This is a genomic window from Streptomyces sp. NBC_01296, assembly GCF_035984415.1.
GTDB lineage: Bacteria > Actinomycetota > Actinomycetes > Streptomycetales > Streptomycetaceae > Streptomyces.
In genome coordinates this window covers 2,860,865-2,875,049 of record NZ_CP130720.1, presented here as the reverse complement: position 1 = coordinate 2,875,049, position 14,185 = coordinate 2,860,865, and the positions used below count along the sequence as shown (strand labels likewise).

16 protein-coding genes are annotated in these 14,185 nt (G+C 71.9%); 12 read left to right on the top strand and 4 right to left on the bottom strand.

The window, feature by feature from the left end; all coding sequences use genetic code 11:
- Positions 1-9: 9 nt before the first annotated feature.
- Positions 10-1,167, top strand: a complete 1,158-nt coding sequence (locus OG299_RS12685) for a D-alanine--D-alanine ligase family protein (protein ID WP_327361548.1) — start codon at positions 10-12, stop codon at positions 1,165-1,167.
- Positions 1,168-1,266: 99 nt separating this feature from the next.
- Here OG299_RS12685 and OG299_RS12680 read toward each other — a convergent pair whose 3' ends face one another.
- A complete protein-coding gene (locus OG299_RS12680) occupies positions 1,267-1,767 on the bottom strand; it encodes a DUF3515 domain-containing protein (protein ID WP_327361547.1) in 501 nt (166 codons plus the stop codon).
- 23 nt (positions 1,768-1,790) lie between these two features.
- On the bottom strand, positions 1,791-2,024 hold the full coding sequence (locus OG299_RS12675; protein WP_266636406.1) for an Lrp/AsnC ligand binding domain-containing protein: 234 nt from the start codon (positions 2,022-2,024) through the stop codon (positions 1,791-1,793).
- A gap of 244 nt (positions 2,025-2,268) precedes the next feature.
- Here OG299_RS12675 and OG299_RS12670 point away from each other — a divergent pair, with 244 nt between their 5' ends.
- Both OG299_RS12670 and thiD read left to right on the top strand, forming a co-directional pair.
- Positions 2,269-3,252 (top strand): thiamine-phosphate kinase, encoded by a 984-nt coding sequence (locus OG299_RS12670; protein ID WP_030298509.1) that lies wholly within the window; start codon positions 2,269-2,271, stop codon positions 3,250-3,252.
- Positions 3,249-4,052: a bifunctional hydroxymethylpyrimidine kinase/phosphomethylpyrimidine kinase gene (gene thiD / locus OG299_RS12665; RefSeq protein WP_266636402.1), complete on the top strand. Its 804-nt coding sequence runs from the start codon at positions 3,249-3,251 to the stop codon at positions 4,050-4,052. Before OG299_RS12670 ends, thiD begins: the two co-directional genes overlap by 4 nt.
- A gap of 169 nt (positions 4,053-4,221) precedes the next feature.
- On the opposite strand, the gene rpmB is transcribed toward thiD, so the two are convergent.
- Positions 4,222-4,407 carry a 50S ribosomal protein L28 gene (gene rpmB / locus OG299_RS12660; protein ID WP_266636400.1) on the bottom strand — a complete coding sequence of 62 codons (186 nt, stop codon included), beginning with the start codon at positions 4,405-4,407 and terminating at the stop codon, positions 4,222-4,224.
- 249 nt (positions 4,408-4,656) lie between these two features.
- Here rpmB and OG299_RS12655 point away from each other — a divergent pair, with 249 nt between their 5' ends.
- The 9 genes from OG299_RS12655 to mutM all read left to right on the top strand — a co-directional run bounded on the left by OG299_RS12655 (position 4,657) and on the right by mutM (position 13,764).
- A complete protein-coding gene (locus tag OG299_RS12655) occupies positions 4,657-6,348 on the top strand; it encodes a DAK2 domain-containing protein (protein ID WP_327361546.1) in 1,692 nt (563 codons plus the stop codon).
- Positions 6,349-6,364: 16 nt separating this feature from the next.
- Positions 6,365-8,575, top strand: coding sequence for an ATP-dependent DNA helicase RecG (gene recG, locus OG299_RS12650; RefSeq protein ID WP_266636396.1), 2,211 nt, complete (start codon positions 6,365-6,367; stop codon positions 8,573-8,575).
- Between the two features lie 130 nt (positions 8,576-8,705).
- A complete protein-coding gene (gene rsmD / locus OG299_RS12645; RefSeq protein WP_266636394.1) occupies positions 8,706-9,284 on the top strand; it encodes a 16S rRNA (guanine(966)-N(2))-methyltransferase RsmD in 579 nt (192 codons plus the stop codon).
- 14 nt (positions 9,285-9,298) lie between these two features.
- Positions 9,299-9,778 (top strand): pantetheine-phosphate adenylyltransferase, encoded by a 480-nt coding sequence (gene coaD / locus OG299_RS12640; protein WP_266636449.1) that lies wholly within the window; start codon positions 9,299-9,301, stop codon positions 9,776-9,778.
- 103 nt (positions 9,779-9,881) lie between these two features.
- Positions 9,882-10,931: a DivIVA domain-containing protein gene (locus tag OG299_RS12635; RefSeq protein WP_266636392.1), complete on the top strand. Its 1,050-nt coding sequence runs from the start codon at positions 9,882-9,884 to the stop codon at positions 10,929-10,931.
- 122 nt (positions 10,932-11,053) lie between these two features.
- Positions 11,054-11,719: a YceD family protein gene (locus tag OG299_RS12630; protein ID WP_327361544.1), complete on the top strand. Its 666-nt coding sequence runs from the start codon at positions 11,054-11,056 to the stop codon at positions 11,717-11,719.
- A gap of 2 nt (positions 11,720-11,721) precedes the next feature.
- Complete coding sequence (gene rpmF / locus OG299_RS12625; RefSeq protein WP_003965982.1) at positions 11,722-11,895, top strand: 50S ribosomal protein L32; 174 nt, start codon at positions 11,722-11,724, stop codon at positions 11,893-11,895.
- Between the two features lie 19 nt (positions 11,896-11,914).
- Positions 11,915-12,775, top strand: coding sequence for a ribonuclease III (gene rnc, locus OG299_RS12620; protein ID WP_266636390.1), 861 nt, complete (start codon positions 11,915-11,917; stop codon positions 12,773-12,775).
- 128 nt (positions 12,776-12,903) lie between these two features.
- Complete coding sequence (gene mutM / locus OG299_RS12615; RefSeq protein ID WP_266636388.1) at positions 12,904-13,764, top strand: bifunctional DNA-formamidopyrimidine glycosylase/DNA-(apurinic or apyrimidinic site) lyase; 861 nt, start codon at positions 12,904-12,906, stop codon at positions 13,762-13,764.
- Here mutM and OG299_RS12610 read toward each other — a convergent pair.
- Positions 13,737-14,114 carry a winged helix-turn-helix transcriptional regulator gene (locus OG299_RS12610; protein WP_266636386.1) on the bottom strand — a complete coding sequence of 126 codons (378 nt, stop codon included), beginning with the start codon at positions 14,112-14,114 and terminating at the stop codon, positions 13,737-13,739. The genes mutM and OG299_RS12610 overlap by 28 nt on opposite strands.
- Positions 14,115-14,185 lie beyond the last annotated feature (71 nt).

Genomic DNA, 14,185 nt, shown 5'->3' with positions numbered 1-14,185 from the left:
CGTGGCGATATGAGCAGCGAGAACCTCCCCCAGACCCCTGAGCAGCAGGGCCGCAAGCCCCGCGTGGCCGTCGTGTTCGGCGGCCGCAGCTCGGAACACGCCATCTCGGTCGTCACGGCGGGCGCCGTGCTGCGCTCCATCGACCGGTCCAAGTACGAGGTGCTGCCCATCGGCATCACCACGGACGGCCGGTGGGCGCTGACCGCCGACGAGCCCGCGCGGATGGCCATCGCCGACCGCAAGCTCCCGAGCGTCGAGGAGCTGGCGGACTCCGAGGACGGCGCCGTCGTGCTCTCCGTCGACCCGGCCAACCGCGAGGTCGTCTACACCGAGCCGGGAGCCGTCCCCAAGGCCCTGGGCGAAGTCGACGTCGTCTTCCCGATGCTGCACGGCCCGTACGGCGAGGACGGCACCCTGCAGGGCCTCCTGGAGCTCTCCGGCATCCCGTACGTCGGCTCGGGCGTCCTCGCCTCGGCCGTCGGCCAGGACAAGGAGTACATGAAGCGGGTCTTCACCTCCTTCGGCCTCCCCGTCGGCCCGTACGTGACCATCCGCCCGCGCGAGTGGGAAGCCGACCGGGACGCCGCCAAGGCGCGGATCCTGGACTTCGCCGGCGAGCACGGCTGGCCGCTCTTCATCAAGCCCGCCCGGGCCGGCTCCTCCATCGGCATCACCAAGGTCGACGAGGTCTCCGGCCTCGACGAGGCGATCCGCGAGGCCCACCGCCACGACCCGAAGATCATCGTGGAGGCGCTGCTGCGCGGCCGCGAGATCGAGTGCGGGGTGCTGGAGTTCGATGACGGGCCGCGCGCGAGCATGCCCGCCGAGATCCCGCCGGTCTCCAGCCACGACTTCTACGACTTCGAGGCGAAGTACATCGACTCCGCCTCCGGGATCGTGCCCGCTCCGCTCACCCCGGAGCAGACCGCCGAGGTGCAGCGGCTCGCGATCGAGGCGTTCGACGCCGCGTCCTGCGAGGGCCTGGTGCGCGCCGACTTCTTCCTCACCGAGGACGGCACCTTCGTCATCAACGAGATCAACACCATGCCGGGCTTCACCCCGATCTCCATGTACCCGCGGATGTGGCAGGAGTCGGGCATCGAGTACCCCGAGCTGGTGGACCGCCTGATCCAGGCGGCCCTGCGCCGCTCCACCGGGCTGCGCTAGCAGGCAGCCGCAGAGCGCAAAGCCGACCGCCCGCCGGGATTCCCGGCGGGCGGTCGGTGTACGAAGCGGGGGGCGTCCGGCCGTCGGGCCTTCGGGCCGTCAATACGACGAGATGCCCTCGGGGACGGTCCTGGCCACCACGCCGGACAGACCGACCAGCATGCCCGCATCCGTGGCATGCTCCTTGTCGACCCGGACCTCGGTGTACGCCAGCCGCATCCCGGTGATGAACCGGAACCCGCCGCCGGCACTGTCGGGGACGGGCTTCAGCAGCCACCGGACGCCGTCGACCTCGACGCCGCCCAGCTTTTCGTCCGCCATCTCGGGGGGCTTGGGGATACCGCACCGCAGTACGATCGCCGAGCCGCCCCACGCGGCGGTCAGATCCGACTCCGGCGCGGCCTCGGCCCGCGCCAGGCCGGCCACCGTCTCCGGGAGTTCCTTGTGCAGTGCTGCACAGAACCCCGCGACGTCGGCGGGCGGCGTGGGCGGCGGGTCCACCCGGGCAACGGAGTCACCCGGGGTACAGCCCGCGAGGGCCAGTACGGCGGCCAGTACGGACAGGGCGGGCACACGGAGGGGCCGGCGGTGGAGGGACATCACCGGCCAAGAGTAGACGGGGGCTACAGATGGACCACCGGGCAGGTCAGGGTGCGGGTGATGCCCTCCACCCGCTGCACCTTGGCGACGACCATGCGGCCGAGCTCGTCCACGGTGTCGGCCTGGGCGCGCACGATCACGTCGTACGGCCCCGTCACGTCCTCGGCCTGGATCACCCCCGCGATCTGGCTGATGGACTCGGCGACGGACGACGCCTTGCCCACCTCGGTCTGGATAAGGATGTACGCCTGTACCACGGAACCTCCAGGGCGGCCACGAGGATCGATTCCCCTAACCTTCGGGTGGGCCCAGGGATTCGGACGGGCCCGGGGAAGAAGGGACGCCACGGTACCGCGTTGCCGAGCACCACGGGGAGACCCGGGGGCACGGCGCCACGCACGGCGGGGCGTACGGAGAGCAGAAGTTGACGTATCTGTTGACGGTACCCAGAGCTGTGACGGCTCGCGACCGCAAGCGGACTGGGCAAGAAGGGGCACAGCGATGAAGGGCACTGTGGGCGAGCTGGGGGAGTTCGGGCTCATTCGAGAGCTCACCTCACGGCTCACCACCACCCCGGCGGTCCGGCTCGGACCGGGCGACGACGCCGCGGTCGTGTCGGCCCCCGACCGGCGCGTCGTGGCGAGCACCGACATCCTGCTCGAGGGCAGGCACTTCCGGCGCGACTGGTCCACGGCCTACGACGTCGGCCGCAAGGCCGCCGCACAGAACCTCGCCGACATCGCCGCCATGGGCGCGGTGCCGACCGCACTGCTGCTCGGCCTGGTCGTCCCGGCCGAGCTGCCGGTCACCTGGCCCACCGAGCTGATGGACGGGCTGCGCGACGAGTGCCAGGTCGCCGGCGCGGCCGTGGTCGGCGGCGACGTCGTCCGCGGGGACACCATCACCGTCGCCATCACCGCCCTCGGCGACCTGCGCAACCACGAGCCCGTGCTGCGCTCCGGCGCCCAGCCCGGCGACGTGGTGGCCGTCACGGGCTGGCTGGGCTGGTCCGCGGCCGGATTCGCCGTGCTCTCGCGCGGCTTCCGCTCCCCGCGGGCCTTCGTCGAGGCGCACCGGCGCCCCGAGCCCCCGTACCACGCGGGCCCCGCCGCCGCCGGGCTCGGCGCCACCGCCATGACCGACGTCAGCGACGGCCTGATCGCCGACCTCGGGCACATCGCGGAGGCCAGCAAGGTACGGATCGACCTGCGTTCGGCAGCCGTCGACATCCCGACCCAGATGCACGACATCGGGCAGGCCGTCGGGGTCGACCCCTTGCAGTGGGTGCTCACCGGGGGAGAAGATCACGCCATCGTGGCGACCTTCCCGCCCGACGTGAAACTGCCGGCCCGCTGGAAGGTCATCGGTGAGGTGCTGAACCGGTCCGCGCTGCCCCAGGTGACCGTGGACGGCGCTCCCTGGACGAGCACCGGCGGGTGGGACCACTTCGGCTCCGACCCGTCCACCGAGGAGACCCCCAGATGACCGACGCGCCACCGCTGTGCCTGACCGTCGCCGGATCCGACTCCGGCGGTGGCGCCGGGATCCAGGCCGACCTCAAGACCATGCTGGCACTCGGCGTGCACGGGATGAGCGTGGTGACCGCCGTGACCGCGCAGAACTCCCTCGGGGTCCAGGGAGTCTGGGAGCTGCCCGCCGAGGCCGTGAAGGCCCAGTACCGGGCCGTCGTGGACGACATCGGCGTACAGGCGGTCAAGACCGGGATGCTGTCCTCGGCCGCGCTGGTGGAGACGGTGGCCGAGCTGCTCGCCGCCACCTCCGCGCCCGCCGTCGTGGACCCCGTCGGGGTCTCCAAGCACGGGGACGCGCTGCTCGCCGAGTCGGCGCTGGACGCCGTACGCAAGGAGCTGCTGCCGCGGGCCACCGTGGCCACGCCGAACCTGGACGAGGTGGCGCAGCTCACGGGCGTGGTGGTGGAGAGCGAGGACGACATGCGGCGGGCCGCCGACGCGGTCCTCTCGTACGGGCCCGAGTGGGCGCTGATCAAGGGCGGGCACCTGGCGGCCCACGGGAACGAGGCCGCCGACCTGCTGACCGACGGCGAGACGCAGCTGTGGCTGCGGGCGCCGCGCCACGACAACCGGCACACCCACGGCACCGGCTGCACCCTCGCCAGTGCGATAGCCGCCGGGCTCGCCAAGGGCCAGGACGTGCCGCAGGCGGTCATGGAGGCCAAGGAGTACGTGACCGGCGCCATCGCGGCCGGCTTCGCGCTCGGCGGCGGCATCGGCCCGGTGGACCACGCCTGGCAGTGGCACCGCTGAGGCGACCGGACCGCGGATCCCGCACGGCACAGCAGAGGACCCCCGCATCAGGATGATGCGGGGGTCCTCTGCCGCCCGGTCGGTCCAGGCAAGGCAAGGCAAAAGGCCGGTCCACGAGGTGGACCGGCCTTTTTGGCAACCGGAAAGGGCTGCGCTACGACGGTTGGCGTCAGCGCGAGACCTTGCCGGCCTTGATGCACGAGGTGCAGACGTTGAGGCGCTTCGGCGTCCCACTGACCATGGCACGAACGCGCTGGATGTTCGGGTTCCAGCGACGCGAGGTGCGGCGGTGCGAGTGGGAGATGCTGTTGCCGAAGCTCGGCCCCTTGGCGCAAACGTCGCAGTTGGCAGCCACAGGTCACTCCAAAGACTTCAGATGCACTTACAGTGAAATCCGGCGCACCGGATCAGAAGTCTGAGAAGTCTGAGTGGTTTGCCGGGGGAATGGCCCGACTCTCATCGGGCAACCGGAGCAGCATACAACGACTGCGTCCGTCCAAGAAAACTACCATGGCTGCCGGTGGCCCCGCCCCGCGGTCCGAGGCGCCCGGCAGACCTTCGTTACCCTGCGGTGAACCCTGGCCCGCACAAGGAGGAACGCCCGGTGCCGCACGAGCCGCAGCCGCAGCCCCCCGACGAGCTCGACGCCGACGCGGTGCGCACCTGGAGCTCGCTGGCCGTGGCCGCACTGGGCCGGGCCCGCGAGGACATCGACGCGATCAACGTCTACCCGGTCGCGGACGCGGACACCGGAACCAACCTCTACCTGACCGCCGAATCGGCGGACCGCGCACTGGCCGCGGCCCTCGGGACGGCGCCCGCGGACGTGAGCGAGACCACAGGGCCCGGACCGGACGCCGGGTCCCGGACCCCCTCCCTCTCCCAGGCCGTACGGGCCTACGCGCACGGCGCCCTCATAGGCGCCCGGGGGAACTCCGGGACGATCCTGGCGCAGCTGCTGCGCGGAGTGGCCGACGTACTGGGCGACGAGCCCGGCGACCGCGGGCCGGGCCGGCTGCTGGCCCAGGCGCTGACCCGGGCCGCCGAGGAGGCGTACCGGGCGGTCGCGCACCCGGTGGAGGGCACGATGCTCACCGTCGCCGCCGCGGCGGCGACGGCCGGCGAGGCGGCCGGCGCGGCCGCCGGAACCGCCGCGGACGTGGCCCGGGCCGCCTACGACGCGGCCCGCGCGGCCCTGGCGGACACCCCGGGGCAGCTGGCCGAGCTGGGCCGGGCCGGGGTGGTCGACGCCGGGGGCTGCGGGCTGGTCGCCGTACTCGGGGCGCTGTGGCAGGCGCTGTCCGGCCAGGAGCCCGCCGCCGAGGCCGTCCGCGGCCGGGCCGTGCCCGTACCGCAGCCGCCGCAGCCTTGCGAGGCCGAGGAGCAGGGCGGGCCCGCGTACGAGGTGATCTACCTGCTGGAGGCCGCCGAACCGGCCGTGGGCGAGCTGCGCGAGCGCCTCGACGGGCTCGGGGACTCCCTGGTGGTGGTCGGCGGCGACGGGCTGTGGAACGTGCACGTCCACGTCGACGACCCCGGCGCCGCCGTGGAGGCCGGCGTGATCGCGGGGCGGCCGTACCGGATCCGCATCACCCACTTCGGCGACGAGCGGCGCCGGGCGCGCGGAGAACGCGTCCAGCGGGCCGTGGTCGCCGTGGTCCCGGGCGAGGGGCTGGCCGGGCTGTGCGGGGAGGCGGGCGCGACGACCGTGCTCGCCCGCCCCGGAGAGGCTCCGGACGCGGCCGCACTCGTCGATGCCATCCGCCGGGCACACGCCCGCGAGGTGGTGCTGCTGCCCGGCGGCGCCGACCAGCGCGCGGCCGCGGCCGCCGCCGCCGAGCGGGCCCGCGCCGACGGCGTACGGGTGGCGGTGATCCCCACCCGGTCCGCGGTACAGGGCCTGGCCGCCCTCGCCGTGCACGACCCGGACGGCAGCTTCGACGAGGACGTCGTCGCCATGACCGCGGCGGCCGGCGCCACCCGCTACGCGGAACTCGCCGTCGCCGAACGGCAGTCCTTCACCTCCGCCGGCATCTGCCAGGCCGGGGACGTGCTCGGGCTCATCGACGGCGACGTCGCCGTCATCGGCTCCGGCCTCACCGAGACCGCCGAGGCGGTCCTGGAGCGGATGCTGGGCTCCGGCGGCGAACTCGTCACCCTGGTCCTGGGACCGGAGGTGCCGGACACCCTCGCCGAGCGCCTGGAGGCGTACGTACAGCACGGACACCTGGCGGTGGACACCGTCACCTACCGCGGCGGCCGGTACTCGGCGCCCCTCCTCATCGGGGTCGAATAGCCGGCTTGTCAGCGCGATGGTGTGCAATGAACACGTGCCCGCGCTCGACGAAGACCTCAAGAAGACGCTCGGCCCCGCCACCGCCAAGGTGCTGGCCGAGCAGCTCGGCCTGCACACGGCCCTGGACCTGCTCCACCACTACCCGCGGCGGTACGCCGAGCGCGGGGAGCTGACCTCCCTGGCGGAGCTCGCGGACCAGATCGACGAGCACGTGACGGTGGTCGCCCAGGTCGCCGACGCCCGGATCCTGACGTTCAACGGGGGCCGCGGCAAACGCCTGGAGGTGACCATCACCGACGGCAGCGGCCGCCTCCAGCTGGTCTTCTTCGGGGCGGGCGTCCACAAGCCCCACAAGGACCTGCTCCCGGGCACCCGCGCCATGTTCGCGGGCAAGGTCGGCATGTTCAACCGCAAGCTCCAGCTCTCCCACCCCGCGTACGAGCCGCTCGGGGCGGACGCCTCCGACCGGGACGCCGCCACCGCCTTCGCGAACCAGCTGATCCCGATCTACCCGGCCTGCGCCAAGCTGGAGTCCTGGAAGGTCGCCAAATGCGTGGACGCCGTACTGCCCAGCGCCCATGAGGCCGTGGACCCGCTGCCGGACGCACTGCGCGAGGGCCGCGGACTGGTCCCCCTCACCGAGGCCCTGCTGAAGATCCACCGGCCGGGCACCAAGGCCGACATCGACGACGCCCGGCAGCGGCTGAAGTGGGACGAGGCCTTCGTCCTCCAAGTCGCGCTGGCCCGCCGCCGGCACGCCGACTCCCAGCTCCCGGCCGTCCCGCGCCGCCCCGCTCCCGGCGGCCTGCTCGACGCCTTCGACGCCAAGCTCCCCTTCACCCTCACCGAGGGCCAGCAGACCGTCTCGAAGGAGATCTTCGACGACCTGGCCACCGAACACCCCATGCACCGCCTCCTGCAGGGCGAGGTCGGCAGTGGGAAGACGATGGTGGCGCTGCGGGCCATGCTCGCCGTCGTCGACTGCGGCGGGCAGGCCGCCATGCTGGCCCCCACCGAGGTGCTCGCCCAGCAGCACCACCGCTCCATCACCGAGATGATGGGCGAGCTCGCCGAAGGAGGGATGCTCGGCGGCTCCGACCAGGGCACCAAGGTCGTGCTGCTCACCGGCTCCATGGGGATGCCCGCGCGCCGCCAGGCCCTGCTCGACCTGGTCACCGGCGAGGCCGGCATCGTGATCGGCACGCACGCGCTCATCGAGGACAAGGTGCAGTTCCACGACCTCGGCCTGGTCGTGGTCGACGAACAGCACCGCTTCGGCGTGGAGCAGCGCGACGCGCTGCGGTCCAAGGGGAAGCAGCCCCCGCACCTGCTGGTGATGACCGCGACCCCGATCCCGCGCACGGTCGCGATGACCGTCTTCGGGGACCTGGAGACCTCCGTCCTCGACCAGCTGCCCGCCGGCCGCTCCCCGATCGCCACCCACGTCGTACCGGCCAAGGACAAGCCGCACTTCCTGACCCGCGCCTGGGAGCGCGTACGGGAGGAGGTCGGGAACGGGCACCAGGCGTACGTGGTGTGCCCGCGGATCGGCGACGGCGAGGACGACCCGAAGAACCCGAAGAAGAAGACCGCCGAGGACGACGGCGAGAAGCGGCCGCCGCTGGCCGTCCTGGAGATCGCCGAGCAGCTGACCCGGGGGCCGCTCGCCGGGCTGTCGGTGGAGGTGCTGCACGGCCGGATGGACCCGGCCGACAAGGACGACGTCATGCGCCGCTTCGCCGCCGGCGAGGTCAAGGTGCTGGTCGCCACCACCGTCATCGAGGTCGGCGTGAACGTCCCGAACTCCACGGTCATGGTGATCATGGACGCGGACCGGTTCGGCGTCTCCCAGCTCCACCAGCTGCGCGGCCGCGTCGGCCGCGGCTCCGCGCCGGGCCTGTGCCTGCTGGTCAGCGAGATGCACGAGGCGAGCCCCGCCCGGGCCCGGCTCGCCGCGGTCGCCGCCACCCTGGACGGATTCGAGCTCTCCCGGATCGACCTGGAGCAGCGCCGCGAGGGCGACGTGCTGGGCCAGGCCCAGTCGGGCGTGCGGTCCTCGCTGCGCATGCTCGCGGTCATCGAGGACGAGGAGGTCATCGCCCAGGCCCGCGAGGAGGCCGCCCGCGTGGTCGCCGCCGACCCGGAACTGGAGCGGCTGCCGGGCCTGAGGAGCGCGCTGGAGGCCCTGCTGGACACCGAGCGGGAGCAGTACCTGGAGAAGGGCTGAGCGGTACCGCCCGGGGCCGCCCGGAGCGGTACGACCTATCGTTGAACTCCGCAGTACCGGCCAGGACCGGAAACGGCCCGGCAGCACCCGTCAGTACCCCGACCGCCACCGTCGTACCGAAGGACCCCAGATGACCCGCGTGATCGCCGGCAGCGCCGGCGGGCGACGGCTGACCGTGCCCCCGGGCACCGGCACCCGGCCGACCTCGGACCGGATGCGCGAAGGCCTGTTCTCCACCTGGGAGTCGCTGCACGGCGTCGAAGGGGCCCGGGTGCTCGACCTGTACGGCGGCTCAGGCGCCGTCGGCCTGGAATCGCTGTCCCGCGGCGCGGCCCACACCCTGCTCGTCGAGGCCGACGCCAAGGCCGCCAAGGCGATCCGGGACAACATCCGGACGCTGGGCCTGCCCGGCGCGGAGTTCCGTGCCGGCAAGGCCGAGCAGATCGTGGCGGCCAAGGCCGCCGGGGACCCGTACGACATCGTCTTCCTGGACCCGCCGTACGCCGTGGACAGCGCTGATCTGCGGGAGATCCTCCTCACACTCCGGTCCAATGGCTGGATCACGGACGACGCGCTCGTCACCGTGGAGCGCAGCACCAGGAGCGGCGCCTTCCCGTGGCCCGAGGGCTTCGAGCCGCTCCGGTCGCGCAAGTACGGTGAGGGCACCCTTTGGTACGGACGCGCCGCTTTCACCAGCGAAGACTCATGAACGAGGGAGTTCAGTTGCGCCGCGCAGTCTGTCCGGGGTCCTTCGATCCCATCCACAACGGACACCTCGACATCATCGGACGCGCCTCCAGGCTGTACGACGTCGTGCACGTCGCCGTGATGATCAACCGGTCGAAGCAGGGCCTGTTCACCGTCGAGGAGCGGATCGAGCTGATCCGCGAGGCGACGGCCGACTACGGCAACATCGAGGTGGAGTCCTTCCACGGCCTGCTCGTCGACTTCTGCAAGCAGCGGGACATCCCGGCCATCGTCAAGGGCCTGCGCGCGGTCAGCGACTTCGACTACGAGCTCCAGATGGCCCAGATGAACATGGGCCTGTCGGGCGTCGAGACGCTGTTCGTCCCGACCATCCCCACCTACAGCTTCCTGTCCTCCTCGCTGGTCAAGGAGGTCGCGACCTGGGGCGGCGACGTCGCCCACCTGCTGCCGGCCCACGTCCACGCGGCGCTCCTGGAACGGCTGCGAGACCGCTGACCGACTGACGGGCCGTCAGTCGGTGTCGGGCGTTCACCCGGTGGCCTTACAGTCGTCCCGTCCGTCTCAGGAACCGCCCGAGGCCGAGAGAGTGCGAGCCCCCATGGACGTACAGAAGAAGCTCGACGAGATCGTCGCGGCCGTCGGCGGCGCCCGGTCCATGCCCATGTCGGCCTCCTGTGTGATCAACCGCGCCGAGCTGCTCGCCCAGCTCGAAGAGGTGCGCCAGGCGCTGCCCGGCTCGCTCGCGCAGGCGCAGGAGCTCATCGGCGGCCGGGAACAGATGGTCGACGACGCCCGCCGCGAGGCAGAGCGGATCATCGAGTCCGCGCACGCCCAGCGCGGTTCGCTGATCTCCGACACCGAGGTCGCGCGCCGCTCGCAGGCGGAAGCGGACCGGATCCTGGCGGACGCCCGCAGGGAGGCCGAGGAGATCCGGGCCGAGGCCGACGACTACGTCGACAGCAAGCTCGCGAACTTCGAGGTCGTGCTCACCAAGACCATCGGCTCGGTCGACCGCGGCCGCGAGAAGCTGCTCGGCCGCGGCCCGGGCCTGGACGACCAGGGCTACCCCGACGCGGACGCACCCGAGCGCAGCCACGACCCGGAGACGCAGCGGCAGCAGGCGGACGCCTACGTGGACACCAAACTGGCGACCTTCGAGGCGGTGCTCTCCAAGACCCTCGAGGCGGTCGGCCGGGGCCGCCAGAAGCTGCTGGGCCGGGTGCCGACGGACGACCTCGGCGCGCACATGGCCGCCCAGGACGCCGCGGGCGGGCAGCAGTCCCGCTCGGCGAGCGACGCGGACTTCCTGGCGGGCCTGGCGGAGCCGGCGGCCCCGATGGCCCCCGCGATCCCGGCGCAGGCCCAGCAGGAGCCCGCGTACGACGCGTACGGCTACCAGCCGCAGCAGCCGCACCAGCAGCAGGACGCCTACCCCTATCAGGACCCGTACGGCTACCAGCAGCAGGTCCAGCAGCCGGATCCGTACGCGGCGATGGGCTACGAGCAGCAGCCGGACCCCTACGCGGCCTACCAGCAGCAGCCGCAGGCCCCGCAGCAGCCGCAGCAGCCCGCCCTCGACGAGACCAGCTTCTTCGACACGAGCATGATCAACCTGGAGCAGCTGCGCCAGTACGAGCAGGGGCGCTAGGGCCGGATTGGGCTCAGAGCGAAGCGCCGGGTATCCTGGCTCTTCGGTCGCGCGTATGCACCGCGATCCATGCTGCCCGCAGGTGCTTCACCTGAGGGGCAATCTTTGATCTTCAGCGATCTGTGAAAGCAGGAACGGCCCTGAATACCCGCCTCGACCACCGCAACCCCCTCGTGTTCGACACGCACGAGCTGGGTCGGCGTCCTGGTGCCATGCAGCGGCTGTCCCGTGAGATCGCGGCACCGGCGGACCTCGGTCTCGTCGGCGTCATCGGGGTGCCGGAAGGCGCCCCGCTGAAGCTCAGCCTCCGCCTCGAGTCGGTCATGGAAGGGGTGCTTGTCACAGGCACCGCCCGTGCATCGGCCGTCGGGGAGTGCGTAAGGTGTCTGGAGCCCGTCGAGCGCGAGCTCAAGGCGGACTTCCAGGAGATGTTCTCGTACCCTGACGCCGACGACCGGAGCCGCAGCAAGGCGGAGCCGGCCGACGACGCCGAGGACGACGAGGACACGCTCTTCCTCGAGGACGGTTTGTTCGACCTCGAACCCGTGCTGCGCGATGTGGTGGTGCTCGCACTGCCCATGCAGCCGGTGTGCCGGGAGGACTGTCTCGGACTGTGCCCCGATTGCGGGCTCAGCCTGAACGACGACCCGGACCACCACCATGACGCCGTCGACATCCGTTGGGCGGCACTGCAGGGACTCGTCACCGATCAGGGCGTCGAGAAGGACAACATGAGCGGCACTGCCTCTGACGGAGTTCAGGGCGCCGCCGAGAAGCAGGAGAAGTAGCCGTGGCTGTTCCGAAGCGGAAGATGTCGCGCAGCAACACGCGCCACCGCCGGTCGCAGTGGAAGGCTGCGGTCCCCACCCTGGTTTCGTGTGAGCGTTGCCAGGAGCCGAAGCTCCAGCACATTGCGTGCCCGAGCTGCGGCACCTACAACAAGCGCCAGGTCCTCGAGGTCTGAGCGGCTGGTGAGAGGCGCAATGTCTGAGCTGTCCAACGCTGAGAAGCAGGCAGACAGTAACAACGCGGCCTCGTCCCACACGCTTCTGGAAGGGCGGCTCGGGTATCGACTCGAGTCCGCCCTTCTGGTGCGTGCACTGACCCACCGCTCGTACGCGTACGAGAACGGCGGTCTGCCCACCAACGAGCGCCTGGAGTTCCTCGGGGACTCCGTGCTCGGCCTGGTGGTCACGGACACGCTGTACACGACCCACCCCGACCTGCCCGAAGGCCAGCTGGCCAAACTGCGGGCCGCGGTGGTCAACTCTCGCGCACTTGCGGAGGTCGGGCGCGGCCTCGACCTCGGCTCCTTCATCCGGCTCGGCCGGGGCGAAGAGGGCACGGGTGGCCGGGACAAGGCCTCCATCCTCGCCGACACCCTTGAAGCGGTGATCGGCGCGGTCTACCTCGACCAGGGCCTCGAAGCGGCCTCGGAGCTGGTCCACCGGCTCTTCGACCCGCTCATCGAGAAGTCCTCGAACCTCGGGGCCGGCCTGGACTGGAAGACCAGTCTCCAGGAGCTCACGGCGGCCGAAGGCCTCGGTGTACCGGAATATCTGGTCACCGAGACCGGTCCGGACCACGAGAAGACCTTCACCGCTGCCGCCCGCGTCGGTGGTGTCTCGTACGGCACCGGCACCGGCCGCAGCAAGAAGGAAGCGGAACAGCAGGCTGCGGAGTCCGCATGGCGCGGTATCCGCGCCAAGGCGGACGAGCGGATCGCGGCGGAAGCCGCGGCCTCTGCGGCCGCACAGGTCACGGTGGCGGCCCCGGCCGACACCGCGGCCGAGGCCGAGGACGGCGGGTCGCCGACGCCCGCCGAACCGACGCCGAACGGCTGAGCCCTTCCTTCGGGATCTCCCGCCCGCCCCTGCCGCGCAGGGGCGGGCGGACCCGTTTCCGGGCCCGGCGGGGGAGGCCGGTACGCTCGCCGGGAGCGACCAGAACGCACCCCATCCGGAGGACCACCGTGCCCGAGCTGCCCGAAGTCGAAGTCGTACGGCGGGGCTTGGAGCGCTGGGTGGCCGGCCGGACCATCGAGGCCGTCGAGGTGCTGCACCCGCGCGCGGTACGCCGCCACCCCGCAGGCGGGGCCGATTTCGCGGCGCGGCTGACGGGCGAGACGATCGGCGTGGCGCAGCGGCGCGGCAAGTACCTGTGGCTGCCCCTGGAGGGGCGGGACCTCTCCGTCCTCGGGCACCTCGGCATGAGCGGACAGCTCCTCGTGCAGCCCGAGGAGGCCGCGGACGAGAAGCACCTGCGCATCCGCGTGCGCTTCGGGGACACCGCCGGGACCGAGCTCCGCTTCGTCGACCAGCGCACCTTCGGCGGTCTCTCGCTCCACGAGAACACGGCCGACGGGCTGCCCGACGTCATCGCGCACATCGCCCGGGACCCGCTGGACCCCCTCTTCGACGAGGCGGCGTACCACGCGGCGCTGCGCGCCAGGAGGACCACCGTCAAACGGGCCCTGTTGGACCAGTCCCTGATCAGCGGGGTCGGCAACATCTACGCCGACGAGGCGCTGTGGCGGGCCAGGCTGCACTACGAGCGCCCCACCGCCACGCTGACGCGCCCCCGGAGCGCGGAACTCCTCGGGCATGTCCGGGACGTGATGAACGCGGCCCTCGCAGTCGGCGGCACCAGCTTCGACAGCCTCTACGTCAACGTGAACGGAGAGTCCGGCTACTTCGACCGTTCGCTCGACGCCTACGGGCGCGAGGACGAGCCGTGCCGGCGCTGCGGCACCCCGATGCGGCGCCGCCCGTGGATGAACCGGTCCAGCTACTTCTGCCCGCGCTGTCAGCGGCCGCCGCGCGCGGCGTCGTAGGACTCCCGGGCGCTCATGACCCCGGGCATGCTGCCCTCGAGGAAGTGGATGAGCGCGAGCAGCCGGTCGGCGACCTCGATGCCGAGCGGGGTCAGTTCGTAGTCGACGCGCGGCGGGTTCGTCGGCTGCGCCTCGCGGTGGACGATGCCGTCGCGCTCCAGGGCCTGCAGGGTCTGGGAGAGCATCTTCTCGCTCACGCCGTCGACCTTGCGGCGCAGCTCGTTGAAGCGGCACGAGCCGTCGCGCAGGGCGCCCACCGTGAGGCTGCCCCAGCGGCCCGTGACGTGCTCCAGGGTCTCCCGGGACGGGCACGCGCGCGCGAACGCGTCGAACGGAAGCTGTGTCTCCATGGCGACCAGCTTAACTCCGCACAGCGCTTGCCAGAAGCATGCGCTTTCGGTCGGTAAGTGCTCGGTGGGCG

Excerpts from the sequence above, each read along its gene's own strand:
- OG299_RS12685 (WP_327361548.1), top strand. The coding sequence starts at position 10 with ATGAGCAGCGAGAACCTCCCCCAGACCCCTGAGCAGCAGGGCCGCAAG.
- OG299_RS12680 (WP_327361547.1), bottom strand. The coding sequence starts at position 1,767 with ATGTCCCTCCACCGCCGGCCCCTCCGTGTGCCCGCCCTGTCCGTACTG.
- OG299_RS12670 (WP_030298509.1), top strand. The coding sequence starts at position 2,269 with ATGAAGGGCACTGTGGGCGAGCTGGGGGAGTTCGGGCTCATTCGAGAG.
- thiD (WP_266636402.1), top strand. The coding sequence starts at position 3,249 with ATGACCGACGCGCCACCGCTGTGCCTGACCGTCGCCGGATCCGACTCC.
- recG (WP_266636396.1), top strand. The coding sequence starts at position 6,365 with ATGGTGTGCAATGAACACGTGCCCGCGCTCGACGAAGACCTCAAGAAG.
- rsmD (WP_266636394.1), top strand. The coding sequence starts at position 8,706 with ATGACCCGCGTGATCGCCGGCAGCGCCGGCGGGCGACGGCTGACCGTG.
- OG299_RS12635 (WP_266636392.1), top strand. The coding sequence starts at position 9,882 with ATGGACGTACAGAAGAAGCTCGACGAGATCGTCGCGGCCGTCGGCGGC.
- rnc (WP_266636390.1), top strand. The coding sequence starts at position 11,915 with ATGTCTGAGCTGTCCAACGCTGAGAAGCAGGCAGACAGTAACAACGCG.
- OG299_RS12610 (WP_266636386.1), bottom strand. The coding sequence starts at position 14,114 with ATGGAGACACAGCTTCCGTTCGACGCGTTCGCGCGCGCGTGCCCGTCC.